This window comes from Micromonospora sp. NBC_00858 (assembly GCF_045207365.1).
Taxonomy (GTDB): domain Bacteria; phylum Actinomycetota; class Actinomycetes; order Mycobacteriales; family Micromonosporaceae; genus Micromonospora.
In genome coordinates this window covers 311,122-330,399 of sequence record NZ_CP108828.1, presented here as the reverse complement: position 1 = coordinate 330,399, position 19,278 = coordinate 311,122, and the positions used below count along the sequence as shown (strand labels likewise).

The following is a 19,278-nucleotide window of genomic DNA, read 5'->3' as shown; positions in this document are numbered from 1 at the left end:
CCGCAGGTGCCCTCGGGCGGGCGGCGGCCTGGCCACGAGCGCTGGCCCACCGGCGGTCGGCCGGCCCGGCGCGAGGGTGGCCACCGTCTCCCGTTGGCATCGTGTCCGCCCCGACGGGCTGGGGCAAAATGAGGACATGCCCACCCTGCGTCTCGCCCTGTCCCAGGTCAACCCGAGCGTCGGCGACCTCGCCGGCAACGCCGACCTGGTCCGCAGCTGGACCCGCCAGGCCGCTGATGCCGGCGCCCAACTGGTGCTCTTCCCCGAGATGATGCTGACCGGGTACCCGGTCGAGGATCTGGTCTTCCGGCGTTCCTTCGTCGCCGCGTCCCGGGCCGCCCTGGAGCAGCTCGCCGCCGACCTCGCCACGGACGGCCTCGGCGAGTTGCCGGTGGTGGTCGGCTACCTGGACGCCGACGGGCCGCCCCAGGTCAGCGAGCACGCCGAGCCGGGTCGGGGCGCCCGCAACGCCGCCGCGCTGCTGCACCGGGGCGTGGTGGCCGCCCGCTACTTCAAGCACCATCTGCCCAACTACGGCGTCTTCGACGAGGACCGCTACTTCCTGTCCGGCGACATGCTGACCGTGGTGCGGATCGGTGGGGTGGACGTCGCGCTGACCATCTGCGAGGACCTGTGGCAGGCCGGCGGCCCGTTCGCCGCCGCCCGGCAGGCCAGGGTCGGCCTGGTGGTCAACATCAACGGCTCGCCGTACGAGCTGAACAAGGACGACATCCGGCTGCCGCTGGTCCGCCGGCGGGCCGCCGAGGCGGGCGCCGCCATCGCGTACGTCAACATGATCGGCGGGCAGGACGAGCTGGTCTTCGAGGGCGACTCGATGATCGTGGCCGCCGACGGTGAGCTGCTCACCCGGGCCCCGCAGTTCGTCGAGCACCTGCTCGTGCACGACGTGGAACTGCCGGCCGCCGGCGCGCCGCCGGCCGAGGAGACCGTCGCGGACGGCATGCGGGTGGTGCACAGCACCCTGGACGGCATCCCGCCCACGCCGTCCGGCCCGGCCGCCACCGGCGGGCTGATCGAGCCGGTGGCCGACGAGGCCGAGGTGTGGCACGCGTTGGTGCTCGGCCTGCGCGACTACGTCAACAAGAACAGGTTCCCGTCGGTGGTGCTCGGCCTCTCCGGCGGCATCGACTCGGCGGTGGTGGCCGCGCTGGCCGTCGACGCGCTCGGTCCGGACCGGGTGGTCGGGGTGTCGCTGCCCAGCCAGCACTCCTCCGAGCACTCCCGGGAGGACGCCGCCGACCTGGCCAAGCGCACCGGGCTGGACTACCGCACCGAGCCGATCCAGCCGATGGTGGACGGTTTCCTGGCCAACCTGTCGCTGTACGGGGTGGCGGTGGAGAACCTCCAGGCCCGGGTACGCGGCGTGATCCTGATGGCGCTGTCGAACCAGGAGGGCCACCTGGTGCTGACCACCGGCAACAAGAGCGAGCTGGCGGTCGGCTACTCCACGCTGTACGGCGACTCGGTGGGCGGCTTCAACCCGGTCAAGGACGTGTGGAAGACACTGATCTGGCGGCTGGCGAAGTGGCGCAACGCGGATGCAGCCCGGCGGGGCGCGACCCCACCCATCCCGGAGAACTCGATCGGCAAACCGCCGAGCGCCGAGCTGAGCCCGGGCCAACTGGACAGCGACACCCTGCCCGACTACGACGTACTGGACCCGATCCTGATCGGCTACGTCGACGGCGACCTCGGCCGGGACGGGCTGATCGAGTCGGGCCACGACCCGGCCGTGGTGGACAAGGTGCTGCGGCTGGTGGATACCGCCGAGTACAAGCGACGGCAGTCGGCGCCGGGCACGAAGATCTCGATGAAGGCGTTCGGTCGGGACCGCCGGCTGCCGATCACCAACCGGTGGCGCGAGCACGGCTGAGCCGTCCGGGGTGGGCGCCGGGTCGGTGGGCCGGTCCGGCGCCCTCGCCGCGGTGGAGTGACATCTTCCACTGCGCCCTGCCGTCATCCCTGCCTGCGATGCGACGATCGCGACAGAACCCGGGGACCGCGCAGGCGGCCTCGAGGAAGGAGACAGTGATGGTGGAGTCCACGCCCAACGAGGTGACCGCGCTGTACGGCGGCCCGGCCACCCGACGGGTCCGTACCCGCGACCTGATCGCCGCCAAGGAGCGCGGCGAACGGTGGCCGATGCTCACCTCGTACGACCAGTACACGGCGGCGATCTTCGACCAGGCCGGCGTCCCGGTGCTGCTGGTCGGCGACTCAGCCGCGAACAACGTGTTCGGCTACGAGACCACCCTGCCGGTCACCGCCGACGAGTTACTCCCGCTGGTGCGGGCGGTGGTACGGGCGACCCGACAGTCGCTGATCGTCGGCGACCTGCCGTTCGGCTCGTACGAGGAAGGCCCGACGCAGGCGCTGCGTACCGCCGTGCGGTTCATGAAGGAAGGTGGCTGCCACGCGGTGAAGCTGGAGGGTGGCCGCCGCTGTGCCGCGCAGATCGCCGCGATCGTCGGCGCCGGCATTCCGGTGATGGCGCACATCGGCTTCACCCCGCAGAGCGAGCACACCCTGGGCGGCTACCGGGTGCAGGGCCGGGGCGACGCGGCCACCGAGGTGCTGGCCGACGCTCGGGCGGTTGCCGAGGCGGGTGCGTTCGCGGTGGTGCTGGAGATGGTGCCGGGTGAGGTGGCCAAGCAGATCACCCACGAACTGTCGATCCCCACCGTGGGCATCGGGGCCGGCCCCGACACCGACGCCCAGGTGCTGGTCTGGCAGGACATGGCCGGCCTGCGTACCGGCAAGGCGCCACGCTTCGTGAAGCGGTACGCGGACCTGTCCGGCGCCCTCACCGACGCCACCCGCCGGTTCGCCGACGAGGTCCGCGGCGGCGAGTTCCCAGCCGCCGAGCACACCTTCTAGGACGGTCCGCGGCTCGCGTAGGTCCGCGGCTCGGACGGTCCGCGGCTCGCGTAGGTCCGCGGCTCGGACGGTCCGCGGCTCGCGTAGGTCCGCGGCTCGCGTAGGTCCGCGGCTCGCGTAGGTCCGCGGCTCGCGTAGGTCCGCGGCTCGCGTAGGTCAGCGGCTCGGACGGTCCACGGCGGCAGGGCCGGCCGGTACGACGCTTCAGTCGGCCGGCCGGCCCCGCCGCCGCCGCCGCACCGCTAACGGGCACCGCCGACGGGCGGAAGCTGCCGGGCCGCCGATCGATCACCACCACTGGAACTGTCGTACACCTGTTCTAGTCTTTAGTCGTGGTCGAGGAGTTGGCGCAGGCGGAGGGCGCGGTGGCGGCGTGCCTCGATGTGGCCACCTGGGCCGTCGCGGAGCATGAGCTGGTCGCGGCGCTCGACGCCGCGCACCGGCTCGAGCAGCGCCTGGCGGCGGTGCAGCTGGCCCTGGTGCGCGAGCTGGACGGTCGGGGCACCGCCGTCGCACAGGGCGCGTCCTCGACGGCGGTCTGGCTGCGCGACCGACTGCGGCTCACCGTCCCCGCCGCCCGTCGGCTGGTCGACCTCGCCGGCACTCTGGACGCCGCCGCCCCAGGGATACGTCGCGCGTTGGCCGACGGGGACATCAGCCTGGATCAGGCCCGGGTCATCGGCGACACCGTCAGCACGGTGCACGCCGCCGCTGGCGCCGAGGCTGCCGACAAGGCCGTCGGCGTGCTGGTCGAGTGGGCGGGACAGTTCGATCCGGCACTGCTCCGCAGGCTGGGCACGCGGATTCTCGACCACGTCGCTCCGGAGGTCGCCGAGGCTGCCGCCCAAGCCGCGTTGGAGGCCGAGGCCCACCGGTCGGCCCGAGACCGTCACGTCACCCTGTCCGAGCTGCACGATGGCCGCCTCCGGCTGACCGGCAGCCTGGACGCCGAGGCGGCCGGCCTGCTGCGCGCCGCGATCGAGCCGTTGACCGCACCGTCGGGCCCGGACGACCCGCGTAGCCCCGGGCAACGCCGACACGACGCGCTCGCCGACCTCTGTCGGCTCACCCTGCGCACCGGGGAGCTACCCGAGCATGGCGGCGAGCCGGCCCAGATCGTCGTCACCACCAGTTTCGACAGCCTGCTCCGGCAGCTCGACGCCGGAGCCCTTGACACCGGCCTCCAGCTCACCCCGGAGGCGGTCCGCCGGCTCGCCTGCGACGCGGCCATCCTGCCCGCCGTCCTTGGCAGCGCCGGCCAGGTGCTCGACGTGGGCCGGCAACGCCGACTCGTCACCGGGCCTCTCCGGCGCGCGCTGGTCCTACGGGACCGCGGCTGCGCCTTCCCGGGCTGCGACCGCCCGCCCCGCTGGTGCGACGCCCACCACATCCGGCACTGGGCGAACGGCGGCGAGACGAGCCTGCAGAACGCGGTGTTGCTCTGTGCACACCACCACCGGCACATCCATCGCGGCGACTGGACCGTCCTTCTGGGCGGCGACGGTCACCCGGAGTTCGTCCCGCCAGCCTGGCTCGATCCCGACCGACTCCCCAGGCGCAACCAGTACCACCGGCGGACGTGAGCACAACCGTTCAGCAACGCTCACACCTTCGCAGGCCAATGCTCCGGACACCGCCCGTCGAAGACGAGCCCTCGCGGTCGGACCGACTCAGCGGTCCACGAGCGGGCGCACCGGCAAGCGCGCCCAGAGCTGGCGGGCTCACCCGTGCGCAGGCACGCCGGCAGACAGGCTCAGAGGTCGGTGACGCGGATGCCGGCGTGGGCCTTGTAGCGCTTGTTGATGGCGATCAGGTTGGCGGTGAACGCCTCGATCTGGTGGGCGTTGCGCAGCCGGCCAGCGTAGATGCCGCGCATCCCGGGGATCCGGGCGGCGAGCGCGCCGACCACGTCGACCAGCTCGCGGTCCTCGGTGCAGATCAGCACGTCCAGGTCGATCCGGTCGACCTCGGGGTCGGCCAGCAGCGGGGCGCTGACGTGGTTGAACGCCGCGCAGACCCGGGAGTCGGGCAGCAGCGCGGCGGCCTGCTGCACGGCGCTGCCCTCGGCGACGGTCAGCGCGTAGGGGCCCTGCTTGTCAAAGCCGAGCGGGTTGACGCAGTCGATGACGATCGTGCCGGCGAGCGGCTCGGCGAGGGAGGCGACGGTAGCGGCGTGCCCGTCCCACGGCACCGCGATGATCACGACGTCGCTGCGCCGGGCCACCTCGTCGTTGGCCGCGCCGGTGATACTGACATCGGCCGGCATCCGGGGCAGCGCGGCGATCTCGGCGGCGGACTCGGCGGCCCGCTCCGCGGAGCGGGAGCCGATCAGCACCGTCTGCCCGGCCCGGGCGAGGCGGTAGGCGAGACCCCGCCCCTGATCGCCGGTGCCACCGATGATGCCGACCGTCAGCCCGGACACGTCGGGCAGCGTGCTCGCGTCGTATGCCATGGGCTCATCCTCGCAAACCGCCCGGTCCGGCAGCAGCGTCAGCCGCTGTGACAATTCCCGCTGCCCGCCCGCCGCGCTGCCAACTCGTCGGCTCGGGATCCGACCCGGACGCCACCACCGGCCGACCCCGCCTACGCGCCCCGACGACGACCCAAGCCGGGAGCGAACTGCCGCTCCAGGCCAACTCGAACAGGACCCGCCGGCAGCCGGCCCACCAGCGCGAAAAGGGCTGCTGGCAATCCGTTCAGACCAGCTCGAACAGGATCGTGCCGGTAGCCGGTTCGGTCTACGCCAACGCGAAAAGGGCCGCCGGCAACCCCTTCAGGCCAGCTCGAACAGGATCGTGCGGGTAGCCGGGTCGGCGGTTACCAGCCGGACCCGGACTCGTTCGCCGAGCGGCAGTTGGCCGAGGCAGCGGCCGCGTACCGGCGGGGCGTCCAGGGCGACCGTGCCGCCGGGCGGGCGGGGGCGGGAGCGGCCGTTGGGCGGGGCGTCCACGTCCAGTACCGCCGCGTCGAAGGTCTCCCCCACCCGGTCCGCCAGCAGCACCGCTTCGGCCAGCTCGACCGCACCCCGGCTGGCCGCCGAGGCGGTCCGGTCGGTCGTGGCCATGACCTCGGGCAGCCGAGGCAGCGCGGCGCGCGCCCAGTCGGGCACCGGCCGGCCCGCGTGCAGGGCCAGGCAGACCTCGGTGGCGTACCGGTCGGCCAGGCGCCGCAGCGGCGCCGTGACGTGGGCGTACGCGGCGGCCACCCCGCCGTGCTCCGGCTGCTCCGGCGGCGTCCCGTCGAACGCGGTGTAGGCCGCGCCGCGCATCAGCTCGGCTGCCTGGTCGATGAACGCGGCGGCGCGCGGCTGGGCGGGGTCCAGCCCGACGATCACCTCGCCCGGGCCTACGCCGTCCGGCCAGTGCACGCCCAGCGGCGCGGCGGCGGCCCGCAGCCGCTGCACGGCCTCCGGCTTCGGAGCCGGCATGGTGCGCAGCAGGCCGACCCGGCCGGCCAGCATGATGTCGGCGGCGGCCATCCCCGTCAGCAGGGAGATCTGCGCGTTGTGCTCCTCCATGGGCACCGGCCCGCGCAACACCAGCCGCCAGCCCTCGCCGTCGGGTTCCACGTCCTGCTCGGGCAGGGGCAGGTTGATCGCGCCACGACGCAGTCCCCGAGCGGTCAGCCGGTCGCCGATCTCGGGCAGCAGCGCGATCGGGTCGGGCAGCCGCCCGCCGTCCGCCGCCGCCTGCACCCCTGAGTAGTCGAGTTTGGCCCGGCTGCGGACCAGGGCGCGTTCCAGCTCGACGGCCACGGTGCCGCCGTCGGCGTCCAGGTCGATGGTCCAGACCACCGCGGCCCGGTCGTCGTCGGGCAGCAGACTGGCCGCGCCCTCGCTGAGCGTCAGCGGGTGCAACGGCACGTGGCCGTCGGGCAGGTAGATGGTCTGCCCTCGCCGCCAGGTCTCCGCCTCCAGCGCCCCGCCCGGGCCGACGTGCGCGGCGACGTCCGCGATCGCATACCGCACCCGATAGCCGCCACCCGGCCGTCGGGCGAGGTGCATCGCCTGGTCCAGGTCCCGGGACGTGGCCGGGTCGACCGTGACGAACGGTACGTCGGTACGGTCGACGGGCGGTCGCGGCGGCGCGGCGGCCGCCTCGTCAGCCTCGTGTTGCGCGGCGGCCGGGAAACCCTCGGGCAGGCCGAGCTCGCGGCGCAGCGTGCCGAAGTCGATGCGGGGCGCGAGTACGCGTCGGATGACCACGGGTCAATCCTGACAGTGCCGCCGGTGATCCGCTTCCGGTGACCGGCCGAGATATCCGGCCGACGCACCAGGCGAACCGCGGCAGACCCACCGGAGAGCCGCGTCGGCCTGCCGGTGAACCGCGTCGGCCTGCCGGTGAACCGCGTCGGCCTGCCGGTGAACCGCGTCGGCCTGCCGGTGAACCGCGTCGGCCCTGCCGGGCGATCCTGTGCCGGACGGCCTGCGGTCAGCCGGTCGCCTTCCGCGCGGTGGTCCGCGTACCGCGGGGGGCGGTGGCCCGGGCGGCGGTCGGACGGGCCGGCGACTTGCGGGCGGTCACCTTGCGAGCCGGCGCCTTGACCGCGACGGTCTTCTTCGCCGGGGCCTTCTTCGCCACCGCCTTGCGGGCGGCGGTCGACGACGTGCCGGTCGGCTTCGCGGCCGGGGCCTTCTTTGCCGCGGCCTTGCGTGCGCCGCCGCCAGGGCGGGTGGCCGCGGTCTTCTTCGCTGTCGTCTTCTTCGCCGTACCCGTGGTCTTCTTCGCCGCAGCGGTCGTCTTCTTCGCCGGAGCCTTCTTGGCGGCCGTCTTCTTCGCGGTGGACGCCTTGGTCGCGGTCTTGCGCGCCGGTGCCTTCGCCGCGGTGGTGGCCTTCTTCACCGCCGTTGCGGTGGTCCTCTTCGCGGCGCTGGTGGTCTTCTTGGCCGCGCTGGTGGTCTTCTTCGCCGTACCCGTGGTCTTCTTCGCAGCGGCGGTGGTCTTCTTCGCAGCGGATGCCGGGGTCCGCTTCGCGGTGGCGGTCGTCTTGCGGGTGGCGGTCGAGGTCTTCGCTGGCGCCTTCTTGGCAGCGGTGGAGGCCTTGGTGGTGGCCTTCTTCGCGGGGGCCTTGGCGGCCGTGGTGGTCTTCTTGGCCGGGGCACGCCCCGCCCCGCCGGCGGCCTTCCGGGCCGGCGCCTTCGCCGCCGCCGCACCCGCGGTGGACTTGCGCACGGGGGTGGTCCGGCTCGCTCCCGTGTTCCGCTCCGCCGCGGCGGTCTTCTTCGCGGTGGTACGCCGGGCGGCCGGGCGGGTGGTGGCCTGCTGTGCTTCGGCCATCTCGGTTCCCTCCTTGGGGACGTGCTCTCGCGTGTCTCCTCGCGGAGCACTGAGTACCTCGGCGCGGGCCGTCCCGCGCCGTCTACCTGTCCTCCCCGGCCCAACGAGCGTCCTCGGCCTCCCACGCCTCGTTACGCTCCTGCACTCGTTGCAGGGCGTTCTCCGCGTCGGCCGCCGAGTCGTACGGGCCGAGGACGTGCTTCGCCGGGCACACGTCGGCGTCCGTCTCAACCCGGTGGTGCCGAGTGCACCAGTAGAACTGCCCACCACGTCCGCTGTCGCTCATGGGAATCACTGTGCACCGCGAACCGACCGGCCGCCACCGGATCACGCAAGTCACCGACCTTCTCCACAGTAGAGCCGGTTACGGCGCCCCGGGCCGGAACACCGAAAGAAAGCCCAGGCCGGGACACTTCGCCCGCCACCGGCCGTCGGCTGAACGGCCAGTTCCCGCGTACGGCGACGCGGGGCAGGATCGGTCCCCGTGATCAACACGGTGACCGGCACGGGGGCGTGCCCGGGGTGTGGGGCCACGACGGCGTCCGTACGCGACGCGCTGCCCTGGTGCCCCAACTGCGAGTGGAATCTGGACACGTACGACCCGATGCGGCGCGAACGCGAGTTCGGCTGGACCTGGGTCGACCGGTGGACCTACCGGATGGCGTTCCGGGCGACCGGGCGGCAGTTCACCCGGCTGGTCGGGCGGCCGCTGGGTGCCAGCGGGTCCGGTGGCGCCCGGACGGTGACCGCGGTGGCGTCGCTGGTGCTGGTCGCGGCGGTACTCGCGCTCGCGGTCACCGGCGTATGGCTGATCGTGGCGTTCCCGTTTCCCAACCTGGCGATTCTGCCGGGGGTCGCGATGGTCGGCCTGGCGGTCGCGCTGCGGCCCCGGTTCGGCCGGCTCGACCCCGAGTTGGAGGTGCTCTCCCTGGACCGGGCGCCGGAGCTGTTCGCGCTGATCGGTGAGGTGGCCACGGCGATCGGGGCACCGATGCCGGACGTGGTCGGCGTCGACGGCGACATCAACGCGTACGCGGGTGCGGTCGGGTTGCGCCGCCGGAAGGTGCTCTGCCTCGGGCTGCCGTTGTGGGGCTCACTCACCGCCGGCGAGCGGGTGGCGTTGCTCGGCCACGAGCTCGGTCACTTCGTCAACGGTGACCCGCGCCGGGGCCTGCTCACCCAGCCCGCGTTCACCATGCTCGGCTCGGCCGCCGACCTGTTCCGGCCGGTGCGAACCAGCGTCGGCGCTGGGCTGGTGGAGATGGTGGGCGACGCGCTGGGCCGGGCGTTCCAGTGGGTGGTGTCCCGGGTTCTGTTCGTCGCCTACCTGCTGCTGGTGAGCGTGGCGCTGCGGGACAGCCAGCGCGCCGAGTACCTCGCCGACGAACTGGCCGCCCGGGTGGCCGGCTCGACCGCCGCGACCGATCTGCTCGACGCCCTGCTCGCCGCCGAGTCGATGGCGCTGGCGGTGCGCCGGGAGACCCGGGCGGGACACGGCCCGGACCGGTGGCGTTCGGCGTTGGCCCAGGCCCGCGCCGCGAGCGCCGATCGGCTGCCGCTGCTGCGCCAACTGTCGGTCCGTGACGAGGCGTCGCTGTTCGCCGCCCACCCGCCGACCGGACTGCGCCGCCGGATGCTCACCGGCCGACCGTGGCAGGACCCGGCGGTGGTGCTCACCGAGGCCCGAATGGAGCGGATCGACGCCGAACTCGCCAGGGAGTACGAGCGCTTCCGCCGTACCGTCAGCTGGTCGGCCTGACACTCGACGCGGGGTCGCGGGACGGCGATGGTCGCGGAGTCGCGGCCTATGATCGCCGGATGGCGGTACCGGACTACATCCTGCGGATGCGCAAGCACGTCGGTCACGACCTGCTCTGGCTGCCCAGCGTCAGCGCGGTGGTCCGCAACGACGCCGGTGAGCTGCTGCTCGGTCAGCGCGCCGACGACGGGCGTTGGTCGGTGATCAGCGGGTTCGTCGAGCCGGGCGAGCAGCCGGCCACCGCGCTGGTCCGCGAGGTGCGGGAGGAGACGGGTCTGGACGTGGTGCCGGTGCGGCTGTCCAGCGCCGTCTCGCACCCGCACACCTACCCCAACGGGGACCGCTGCGAGTACCTCAACCTCGGCTTCGTCTGCCGGGTCGTCGCCGGCACGGCCCGGGTCAATGACGACGAGTCGCTGGCCGTCCGGTGGTTCCCGATGGACCGGCTGCCCGAGCTGGACGCGCACGCCCTGCTGGTCATCGCCTACGCCTTGCGCGACAACCAGTCGGCCGGTTTCCTGCCGCTGGGCACCACGTGGGACGACGTGCCCAGCTGAGCCTGCGCGGGTCAGGCCGGCGACGAGGTCGGGGCCGGCGCGAGGGCGACCGGCGCGGTGGGCGCCGACCGGGCCGCCCGGATGGTGTACGCGAGCGCGTAGGGCGTGCACGCCAGGTAGACCATGGGCTCCAGCAGCACCTCGTTGGTGATCAGGAAGATCTCCCACGGGATGGGCCGGGGCAGGCCGAAGTTCCAGTCGGCCCAGCAGGCGAAGAGCCACAGCGGCGCGGAGACCCGGTCGACGGTGTCGGGTGGCATCTCGGCGACCCCCGCAACGGCGCCGGTGCCGCCCGGAATGCTGTCCAACACGGCGAGGATGACCGCGAGGTCGGCGACGACGAGCGCGCCGAGGACGCCCAGCCACCAGGCGGCCCGGACCCGGTCCCGCACGGCGAGACCCGCCGCGGCCCAGAGGACCAGCGTCAGGCCGGCGAGCCAGAGCAGCAGACCGGGTACGGAACTGGCCAGGCTGTCAGCGTCGGTGGCGTACAGGAGCAGGACCGCGGCCGCACCGACGGGGAGCACCACGCCGAGCGCGATACGCAGCGAGCCGTCGAGCGCGGTGTGTCGGGCCCAGCGCGCGGCGAACACCGCCAGCAGCACCGCCAACCCGACGGTGAGCGCGGCCCAGAGCGGCCTCTGCGCCCGCGTCGACCAGCTCACTCCCATCGTCATCAGCCAGGTCTCGACCGGGTTCATCGCCAGCGCGCTGGCCACCACGATCCCGATGCAGGCGAGTGGGGCCAGGAGCAACGCGGCTGCGGTACGGCGGGCCCGCCGGTGCATCATGGCGCGGTCGACGAGCGGGGCGCCGGCCCGACTGACGGCGAGACTCACGGCGAAGCCCACCATCCTCGTCCGGTGACCGCTCGCGGCGAGCACGTGCAACTCGGCGTCCCACTCGCGGCGCAGGTCGTCGCGCAGGTCGGCCGGCCAGCGTCGCGCGGCGATCGCCAGTAACACCTCGGCGGCGCGGCGGGTCACCATGCCGGTGCCTCGGTGGGCCCGGCGCCGCCCCACGATGGACGAACGTCGGGGATGGCGGCCCGCAGGTCGGCAATCGCCCGGCGGGCTTCGGCCACCCCTTCGGCGGTGAGCCGGTAGTAGCGGCGGGCCGGCCGGCCCGCCGCTACCGGATCGATCGCCTCCCAGTCGGCGGCCAGCCAGCCGGCCGCCCGCAACCGGTGCAGCACGGGATAGAGGGTGCCGCTGGCCAGGCCGGTCAACCGCATCAGGTCCAGCCCGTACCGCTCCGCCTCAGGCTCGGCGAGCAACGCCGCCAGCACCTTGGCGACCGGAATGGTGATCCGCATCCCAACACTGTATCGGAACTCTACATAGGGGCGGGTACCCGTTCGACGGGAATCCACAGCTCCGCGTCCGCCTGGCCGCCGTCCGCGGACACCCGTACCCGCGAGATCTCCGGGCCGGGCCGGCTGCGGTACGGGTTGGACGGGAACCACTGGGTGAACACGTCCCGCCACAGGTACTGCACCGCCTGCGGGAACGCACCGGAGGTGGTGAAGACCGCCCACGTCCCGGCCTGCACGGGCAGTGCGTCCAGGTCCTCCGGCGGCGCGGCGGCGGTGACGACCCCGTGCCAGTAGTCCAACTCGGTGCCCTCCGCGCGGCTGTCGGCGAGGTTGTCGCTGACGTTGACGATCCCGGCCGGCTCCTGATCCGAGAGCGCCTCGATCCGCTCTGCCGTCTCCCGGTCGATGCTCCGGATGAACGCGACGATCGCCGGGTTCATCCCCTCGTGCACCAGCGGAACCCGGGCCTTGCGCCCCACCAGGGCGAACGCGTCCTTGCTGACGATTCGATATTCCATGCTGCCGCTCCCTTCAACGGTGAGTCGGAAGGACATCCGGGGCTGGGCGCGCAGCGCGGCCCCCGTACGCCGGGCCTCGCCGGGTGCCACGCCGTGCACGGCGTGGAACGCCCGGGCGAACGCCTCTGCCGAGCCGTAGCCGTAGTGCACCGCGATGTCGAGCAGCGTCCGCTCCCCCGCCAGCACGTCCGCCCCGGCGACGGTGAGCCGACGCCGACGGATGTACTCCGACAGCGGGATGCCGGCCAGCGCGGAGAACAGCCGTCGGAAGTGGTACTCCGACGTCAGCGCGATCCGCGCCAGGTCGGCCACCTCGATCCGTTGGTCGAGTTGCCGCTCGATGTACGCCATGGCCTCGTTGAGCCGCTCCAGCACCCGGGTCTCCTTCCCTTTCGAGCACCGACGCTAGGCGGCGGGGCGGGCCGCCCACCCGACATCCGGTGCCCGCAACGGTCGGGTGCGCGTGGAGTCGCCGGTGTCAGCGGGTCGGCTGCTGCATGATCCAGGTGGGCAGCGGGTCTGACACGGAACGCACCACCTCCCAGCCGGCACGGCGGTACAGCTCGACGTTGGCCGGGTTGCTGGTCTCCAGGATCGCCGGCAGGCCGTCCGCGGAGGCGCGATCCAGCCCCGCCCTCATGACGAGACGGCCCCAACCACGTCCGGCGCTGTCGGGGTGGGTGCCCAGGACGCCGAGATACCAGAACGGGAACGCCGGCAGTGCGGCGTGCACGGCCTCGTCGTAGGCCTGAACGCGAGCTAGCACCTCGGCGGGGTAGTGAGCGGCGAGATCCCCTTCCGGCGATTCGTGGCCGGCTGCCGGTGGCTCCCAGATGGCGACCGAGGCACCGCCACCGATCGTCCAGATCGTCGCCTTGTGCACCCGCTTGTCGAAGAGGTGCCCGAAGAAGGCGGCGGCGTACCGCGGATAGGTTTCCTCGTCCGGGAACAGGTGCCGCAGTACGGGATCCTTGATGAACGCGGCGACCAGCGAGCCGACCACCGTGTCACGGTCCGCTGGGCTGGCGATGGTGATCTCGGGCGCTGTCACAGCAGTCGACACTATCCCGGCCCGGCACCTTGACCCTGACACGGTGGCAGGACGAAGACTCGTCTCATGAACATCGACGACTACCGGAGACACTCCCCGTACAGCGACCCCGGTCGGCACGCCGCACTGCTCGACGCCGTGCCCCCCGACATCGCCACCGTGGCGGCGACCGCCCGCAACGTGATCGTCCACTACCGGGCCGGCGGCGTCGAGCTGCCCACCGAGCGGCTCGACGAGGTGAACTGCCGCTGGGTGGACCGCATCCTCGACACCGACCAGTCCCGATTTTCCCTGCCACTCAGCGCCGAGCGTCCGACCGCCGACCGGGTAGCCGGCTGCTGCCGGGACCACACGCTGCTCTCGGTCGCGGTGCTCCGTCAGCACGGCATCCCCAGCCGCAGCCGGGTCGGCTTCGCCTCCTACTTCACGCCCGGCTGGCACCACGATCACGTGCTGGCGGAGTACTGGAACGGCGAACGCTGGGTCTGGGCCGACCCGGAAATCGATCCGGCCGGCGACTGGCGGTTCGACGGCTACGACATCGACCCGGCGGCAGGGCTCTTCGACTCGGCAGCGCGGGTGTGGTCGGCGTACCGGGCCGGGGCGATCGACCCCGACGTCTACGGTGTGGCCCCGGAATCGCCGATCCGCGGTGCGTGGTTCATCTACGACTACGTCCTGCACGAGCTCGCCCATCGGCAGAAGGACGAGCTGCTGCTCTGGGACGGGTTCGACGCGATGACCGACGACTTCGCCGATGCCGACCTTACGCTCGTCGACGAGATCGCCGCGTTGCTGCTCGCCGCCGACGACGGCGACGAGGCCGCGGAGAAGGCGCTCGCCGACCGGTACGCAACCGACACCCGCCTGCGCCCCGGCTCTCAGATCCGTACCATCTCACCGTTCTCAGGCACCGTCAGCACGGTCGACCTGCGTCGCTGATCGGGCCTACCCGAACGTGAAGGCGTACGCCTCGGCGCCGGGCTCGCCGAACGAGATCTGCAGGCTCCGTTCGCGGACCGCGTCGTGCTGGCGTACGAGCTGGTAGAGGCGGCCGTCCTGGAGTACGCCGTTGCCGTCTTCGTCGACGTCGACGCCGTGTGACGCGCCCGGTGCTTCGCCGTCGAGAAGCACCCGGAACGGGATCGGCTGTCGCGCCCCGGGAGACAGCACGAGATGCGCGTCGCGTGCGTGGAACCGGAAGGCGATGCTGCCGCCGGGCCGGTCGAGCACGACGTTCTCCGGCCCGATCGTCCACTCGCCCGCCAAGGCCCACTGGTTGAGGACCAGGCTCTCCGGCAGCTCGTAGACGCGGCGTTCGTCGAGCGCGGCGCCGTTCGGCGACGCGAAGTGCTCGCCGCGACTGAAACCGAGGTACGTCTCGGGCGTACGCAGGTTGTCCCAGTCGGCCGCTGCCTCCGGGCCGAGGCCTTCGACGGGAACGGGCTCGCGCTCGATGCCGAGCAGCTGCTGGAGAACGCGCTCGGACTGCTCGTAGCGCCCCTCGCCGAAGTGGTCGTCGCGGATGACGCCGTCCGCGTCGACGAAGTAGAGCGCCGGCCAGTAGTGGTTGTCGAAGGCGCTCCAGATCGCGTAGTCGTTGTCGACCGCGACCGGGTAGTCGATTGATCGCGCCGCGACCGCCCGGCGGACCCAGTCGACGTCGTGCTCGAACGAGAACTCCGGCGTATGCACCCCGATGACGACCAGACCGTCGTCTCGGTACGCCTGCGACCAGGAGCGGACGTACGGCTCCTGGCGGAGCCAGTTGATGCACGTCAGGGTCCAGAAGTTCACGAGGACGACACGGCCACCCAGCTCGGCGGGGCCGAGTGGCTCGGAGTTGAGCCACCCGGTCGCCCCGCCGAGCGACGGCATGTGCGGACGGTCGGACACCGCCATCTAGCGAAGCGACCGGAAAGCGGTGCGAAGTTCTTCGGAGAAGATCTTCGGCTGTTCCCAGGCCGCGAAGTGCCCGCCCTTGTCGAGCTTGTTGTAGTAGATGAGGTTGGGATACGCCTGCTCGGCCCAACTCTGCGGAGCCTCATAGAGCTCATCGGGAAAGACGCTCACGGCGACCGGGATGGAGACGCCCTTGGCGGCGAAGAAGGACAGCTTGTTCTCCGCATAGAGACGAGACGCGGAAATCGCCGTGTTCGTCAGCCAGTAGAGCGAGATGTTGTCCAGGACGTCATCGCGGGTGAGGCCCTCGGTGCCTCCTTCGAAGACCCGCGCGATCAGCGCCATACTGGCCGCATCGTGGTCGAGCAGGAAGGACGCCAGGCCGACAGGGGAATCCGCCAAGCCGGTCAGCGTCTGCGGGCGCGTCGCCATCATGAGGGCATAGGCGACGTGCTTCCAGACGTAGTCCAGCTCCTCGGCCGCACGCATCTCGTCGGCGGACAGATTGGACGGCAGCGAACCCATGGCGTTGTTCGCTCCGGTGGTGTCGCCCTGGAACAGATTGTCGATCTCGGGCGGCACCGCGCCAGCCATGTTGGTGTGAATGCCGAGCAGTTCCGGTGGCGCCTGCAGCCCCATCAGATCCACCACGACCGCACCCCAGTCGCCACCCTGCGCGACGAATCGCGTGTAGTCGAGACGCTTCATCAGTTCGATCCAGGCAGCCGCAGTCTTCTCCGGACCCCAGCCCGGCGAGGTCGGCTTGCCCGAGAAGCCGTGGCCGGGCAGCGATGGGATCACCAGGTGGAAAGCGTCCGACGCGCTCCCGCCGTGCGCCGTGGGGTCGGTGAGCGGCTCGATGATCTTCATTTGCTCGATCACCGACCCGGGCCACCCGTGCGTGACGATGAGCGGCAGCGCATCCTCGTGCTTCGAGCGGACGTGGATGAAGTGAATGTCCAGCCCGTCGATATTGGTCATGAACTGCGGTAGGGCGTTCAGCCTCGTCTCGATCTTGCGCCAGTCGTACTCCTTCTCCCAATAGCGCGCGACGGCCTGAATCGTCGCTAGCGGCACGCCCTGCGACTGGTCGTCAACAGTTTCCTTTTCCGGCCAGCGCGTGGCTGCGATGCGCCTACGCAGGTCATCAAGGTCCGCCTCGGGGATTTCCACCGTGAACGGCCGAATCTCCGTGGTGCCTGGACGCGTCTTGGTTTTGACAGCCATGCGTGCTTCCTCTCTGTCTGAGTTCGCGCCTCGCGAGGCGAATCATGAGGTGAAGGCACTGCCCGGACTTATGTGCCAGCTCAAGATGGGCACGCCGCCGCCATATCTCGGAGCCTAGAACGCCGCACCCGGCCTCGTGGCCATACGAGCAGTCCCCCGCCCGTAACCGGATTGCCAGGAGCCCGGAAAGCCTGAAACATCCAAGCCGTGTACGTCGTCGCCCAGTGGGTCCGCGCCTCGTGGACCAAGCAGTCCCGCGGAGGCCAACAGGCCGTCCGCCGCAACCGTCTGCCGGTCGCGTTCGCCCTACCGGAGAGCGGCGCACCCTGCACTCACGAGGTCACGATGCATGAGGCGGACGGGTTCCAGCCACAGGCCGACCTGCGCGCCGGGCCACCGTCTCGCGACGTGGTCCGCCTCGACCTGGCCGACGGAATGCTCCGCGTCGACCTGGTCCCGTCCTCCTGGGGTATGCCCCGCCGCCATCGCCGTCCACCCGCCGTACGACTCGCCCCGGGCGAGTGGACGCGCTGGCACATCAACTACCGCTTCACCGGCCATCGCAGCGGTAACTGGCACTACCGGCTGGACACGTTGAACATCGCGCACGGCCCGGTCCCCGTCGGCATCTTCCTCACCGAACCCCGGCGGGTCGTCGACGAGCGCGCACACCTGCGATGACCGGGCCGGCCTGACAGCCGGTTGGTTCTGGGCTGGGTGCGACGGATGAGTCAACTTGGACGTCGGATTGAGCCGGGACGTACGCCCTGACCAGGCCGCCTCGCTTGGCGGTCTACCTAGCGCTAGTCCAGGTCCCCGCGCTTGACGGCAATCCACGCCTCAACATCTTCGGCAAGCCAGACGTTGCCCATCTGAAGCGAGGCAACCGGCTCCGGGAAGTCGCGCCGGTTGGTGATCTGGTAGACGCGCTGCCGCGAGATGCCACCGAGCATGATTCGGATCTCGCCCGAACCCACCAACCGCAGCTTCCTGCCCATGACGCTGACGCTAGGCACACGCCGACTAGGCGTGCGTCAAGTTGATACACACCTAGTATCTGCACGCCCTAGTCATTTACTCTTTACACATGCCTAGATGTAATTGGTTCCAAAGCCCTGGCCGGACAGTCGATCGCGCAGCCGGCGCGCCGGCCCCAACGACACACGGCTGTCAACCGCGAAGGCGGGCTGGTCGAGCGGCCGCACTCCCGGCACCACGACGCCCTTTGATGACGAGAGCAGACTTCTGGCGCTCCGGGAACGCCGCCAAGCACCTCAACCAGAGGTGACCATGTCGCTCCCGCACTGGCGGCCAGAACCGCCGTTCCCGGTTCAGATGGCCGGCTACGTCGTCGACTTCCATCACCGCAACGCCTGCTCGAAGTGCTCCAACGACGGATGCCCTCGACTGAGGGCTGCCGGCGAAACCCTACGTGCTTGGCGAGACAGGAAGAACCGAAGTGAAGGCCGGTGACGTCCTGCACCTGACCCGTGCGGCGAGTCCTCAGTTCGTACGGCCGATCCGCTTCCGCCTCATCAGGATCCGCACCGATCTACACACCTATCACGGCTGGACCTGGCTGGACGGCTACCAACTAGATGAAAAGGGCGACGCCGTGGACCGCAGAGAGCTGTACGTGCTGACAGCAGGTGTGAGGTTGCTGGGGCCGCCCCCTATGTGATGGCGGCTGGCCTTGGTGGGCGACGGACGAGTCGACCTGTACGCCGGACCAAGATCGTTACACCCTCGTTGGCCAGGGGCGGAACCTGGCGACAACCTGGGTCGCCTGGTAACGGGCGGCCACCGGAGCGAGGGTGCCGGCGTCACGCCGCGTCGTGTCATCCTGACCGAATGCGAGTCGCCTCGATTCATACGTACCCGGTGAAGGGGTGCCGCCGGATGGACCGCGACACGGCGCGGGTCGAGCCGTGGGGCCTGGACGGCGACCGGCGCTGGCTGATCGTGGACGACAACGGGCTCGGCCTGACCCAGCGCCAGCACCGGGAACTGGTGACGGTGCGGGCGGTTTCCCGGCCGGGCGGGCTGACCCTGGACGCGCCGGGCCTGGCCCCGCTCGATCTGGCCGAACCGACCAGCGGCGAGGCGATCCAGGTCCGGGTGTTCCGTGGGCGGCCGCCCTCACCGGTACGCGCCGCCGGCCCCGAGGCGGACGACTGGCTCAACCGGCTGTTGGGGCGCACCGCCCGGCTGGTCTGGCTCGGTGACCCCACCGGCAACCTCGTTCCCTGGCCGGTTCCGGCCGGCTCCGGCGCCGAGGTGAGCTTCGCCGACGGCACTCCGCTGCTGCTGGCCAACACCGCGTCGCTGGAGGCGTTCAACGGCTGGCTGCTGGAGTCGGGCAGCGCCGAAGGGCCGCTGCCGATGATCCAGTTCCGCCCCAACGTGGTGGTCAGCGGTGCCGCACCGTGGGCCGAGGGCGAGTGGGTCGGCCGGCGGATCAGGATCGGCGGGGCCGTGTTCCACGGCGCCAACGAGTGTGGCCGCTGTCTGGTCGCGACGATCGACCAGGAGACCGGGGAGCGGGGGCGGGAGCCGCTATGGATGCTCGCCGCACGGCGGAACATCGGCCAGAAGCTCCTCTTCGGTCTCCAGATGACGGTGCGGGCCGAACCGGGCGGACCTTCCCGCGAAGGTCGCACGGTCAGCGTCGGTGACACCGTGGAGGTGCTCGACTGACCGGGACGGTCCGCTCGGACGTTGTTGCGCTGCTGCAGGTGGGCGCGGTGCCGGTGACGTACCGCGGTAGGCCGGCTC

Annotated in this window: 20 protein-coding genes; 9 read left to right on the top strand and 11 right to left on the bottom strand. The window is 71.6% G+C overall.

Annotated features, from left to right (window positions below):
• Nucleotides 1–136: 136 nt before the first annotated feature.
• From OG990_RS01620 to OG990_RS01610, 3 genes are all read left to right on the top strand, one after another.
• Nucleotides 137–1,894, top strand: a complete 1,758-nt coding sequence (locus OG990_RS01620) for an NAD+ synthase (RefSeq protein WP_406078760.1) — start codon at nt 137–139, stop codon at nt 1,892–1,894.
• A gap of 158 nt (nt 1,895–2,052) precedes the next feature.
• Nucleotides 2,053–2,898, top strand: coding sequence for a 3-methyl-2-oxobutanoate hydroxymethyltransferase (panB, locus tag OG990_RS01615; RefSeq protein WP_328419015.1), 846 nt, complete (start codon nt 2,053–2,055; stop codon nt 2,896–2,898).
• Between the two features lie 332 nt (nt 2,899–3,230).
• A complete protein-coding gene (locus OG990_RS01610) occupies nt 3,231–4,481 on the top strand; it encodes a DUF222 domain-containing protein (RefSeq protein WP_406078757.1) in 1,251 nt (416 codons plus the stop codon).
• A 170-nt stretch (nt 4,482–4,651) separates the two neighbouring features.
• Here the strand turns inward: OG990_RS01610 and npdG are convergent, their stop codons facing one another.
• The 4 genes from npdG to OG990_RS01590 form a co-directional block, all read right to left on the bottom strand.
• On the bottom strand, nt 4,652–5,350 hold the full coding sequence (gene npdG / locus OG990_RS01605; RefSeq protein ID WP_406078756.1) for an NADPH-dependent F420 reductase: 699 nt from the start codon (nt 5,348–5,350) through the stop codon (nt 4,652–4,654).
• A gap of 321 nt (nt 5,351–5,671) precedes the next feature.
• A complete protein-coding gene (locus OG990_RS01600) occupies nt 5,672–7,102 on the bottom strand; it encodes an RNB domain-containing ribonuclease (protein WP_328419018.1) in 1,431 nt (476 codons plus the stop codon).
• Nucleotides 7,103–7,328: 226 nt separating this feature from the next.
• Nucleotides 7,329–8,174 carry a histone gene (locus OG990_RS01595; RefSeq protein ID WP_406078753.1) on the bottom strand — a complete coding sequence of 282 codons (846 nt, stop codon included), beginning with the start codon at nt 8,172–8,174 and terminating at the stop codon, nt 7,329–7,331.
• An 82-nt stretch (nt 8,175–8,256) separates the two neighbouring features.
• A complete protein-coding gene (locus OG990_RS01590) occupies nt 8,257–8,460 on the bottom strand; it encodes a hypothetical protein (protein WP_252417750.1) in 204 nt (67 codons plus the stop codon).
• A gap of 198 nt (nt 8,461–8,658) precedes the next feature.
• Here OG990_RS01590 and OG990_RS01585 point away from each other — a divergent pair, with 198 nt between their 5' ends.
• Complete coding sequence (locus OG990_RS01585) at nt 8,659–9,933, top strand: M48 family metalloprotease (RefSeq protein WP_406078751.1); 1,275 nt, start codon at nt 8,659–8,661, stop codon at nt 9,931–9,933.
• Between the two features lie 59 nt (nt 9,934–9,992).
• Nucleotides 9,993–10,490 carry an NUDIX domain-containing protein gene (locus tag OG990_RS01580; RefSeq protein ID WP_355611158.1) on the top strand — a complete coding sequence of 166 codons (498 nt, stop codon included), beginning with the start codon at nt 9,993–9,995 and terminating at the stop codon, nt 10,488–10,490.
• Nucleotides 10,491–10,501: 11 nt separating this feature from the next.
• On the opposite strand, the gene OG990_RS01575 is transcribed toward OG990_RS01580, so the two are convergent.
• The 4 genes from OG990_RS01575 to OG990_RS01560 form a co-directional block, all read right to left on the bottom strand.
• Complete coding sequence (locus tag OG990_RS01575; protein ID WP_406078749.1) at nt 10,502–11,479, bottom strand: hypothetical protein; 978 nt, start codon at nt 11,477–11,479, stop codon at nt 10,502–10,504.
• Nucleotides 11,473–11,805 (bottom strand): helix-turn-helix transcriptional regulator, encoded by a 333-nt coding sequence (locus OG990_RS01570; RefSeq protein WP_328419023.1) that lies wholly within the window; start codon nt 11,803–11,805, stop codon nt 11,473–11,475. Before OG990_RS01570 ends, OG990_RS01575 begins: the two co-directional genes overlap by 7 nt.
• 20 nt (nt 11,806–11,825) lie before the next feature.
• On the bottom strand, nt 11,826–12,698 hold the full coding sequence (locus tag OG990_RS01565) for a GyrI-like domain-containing protein (RefSeq protein WP_406078746.1): 873 nt from the start codon (nt 12,696–12,698) through the stop codon (nt 11,826–11,828).
• Nucleotides 12,699–12,801: 103 nt separating this feature from the next.
• Nucleotides 12,802–13,374, bottom strand: a complete 573-nt coding sequence (locus tag OG990_RS01560) for a GNAT family N-acetyltransferase (RefSeq protein ID WP_406078744.1) — start codon at nt 13,372–13,374, stop codon at nt 12,802–12,804.
• A 66-nt stretch (nt 13,375–13,440) separates the two neighbouring features.
• On the opposite strand from OG990_RS01560, the gene OG990_RS01555 reads away from it, so the two are divergent.
• A complete protein-coding gene (locus OG990_RS01555; protein ID WP_406078742.1) occupies nt 13,441–14,316 on the top strand; it encodes a transglutaminase domain-containing protein in 876 nt (291 codons plus the stop codon).
• 6 nt (nt 14,317–14,322) lie between these two features.
• Here the strand turns inward: OG990_RS01555 and OG990_RS01550 are convergent, their stop codons facing one another.
• Entirely contained in the window at nt 14,323–15,276 is a 954-nt protein-coding gene (locus OG990_RS01550) for a redoxin family protein (RefSeq protein ID WP_406078740.1), read from the bottom strand.
• On the bottom strand, nt 15,277–16,503 hold the full coding sequence (locus OG990_RS01545) for an epoxide hydrolase family protein (RefSeq protein WP_406078739.1): 1,227 nt from the start codon (nt 16,501–16,503) through the stop codon (nt 15,277–15,279).
• A 207-nt stretch (nt 16,504–16,710) separates the two neighbouring features.
• On the opposite strand from OG990_RS01545, the gene OG990_RS01540 reads away from it, so the two are divergent.
• Nucleotides 16,711–17,184, top strand: coding sequence for a hypothetical protein (locus tag OG990_RS01540; RefSeq protein WP_406078737.1), 474 nt, complete (start codon nt 16,711–16,713; stop codon nt 17,182–17,184).
• A gap of 122 nt (nt 17,185–17,306) precedes the next feature.
• On the opposite strand, the gene OG990_RS01535 is transcribed toward OG990_RS01540, so the two are convergent.
• Complete coding sequence (locus OG990_RS01535; RefSeq protein WP_406078735.1) at nt 17,307–17,501, bottom strand: DNA-binding protein; 195 nt, start codon at nt 17,499–17,501, stop codon at nt 17,307–17,309.
• Between the two features lie 461 nt (nt 17,502–17,962).
• On the opposite strand from OG990_RS01535, the gene OG990_RS01530 reads away from it, so the two are divergent.
• Nucleotides 17,963–18,184 carry a hypothetical protein gene (locus OG990_RS01530; protein ID WP_406078733.1) on the top strand — a complete coding sequence of 74 codons (222 nt, stop codon included), beginning with the start codon at nt 17,963–17,965 and terminating at the stop codon, nt 18,182–18,184.
• A gap of 170 nt (nt 18,185–18,354) precedes the next feature.
• A complete protein-coding gene (locus OG990_RS01525; protein WP_406078731.1) occupies nt 18,355–19,200 on the top strand; it encodes an MOSC domain-containing protein in 846 nt (281 codons plus the stop codon).
• Nucleotides 19,201–19,278: the final 78 nt, after the last annotated feature.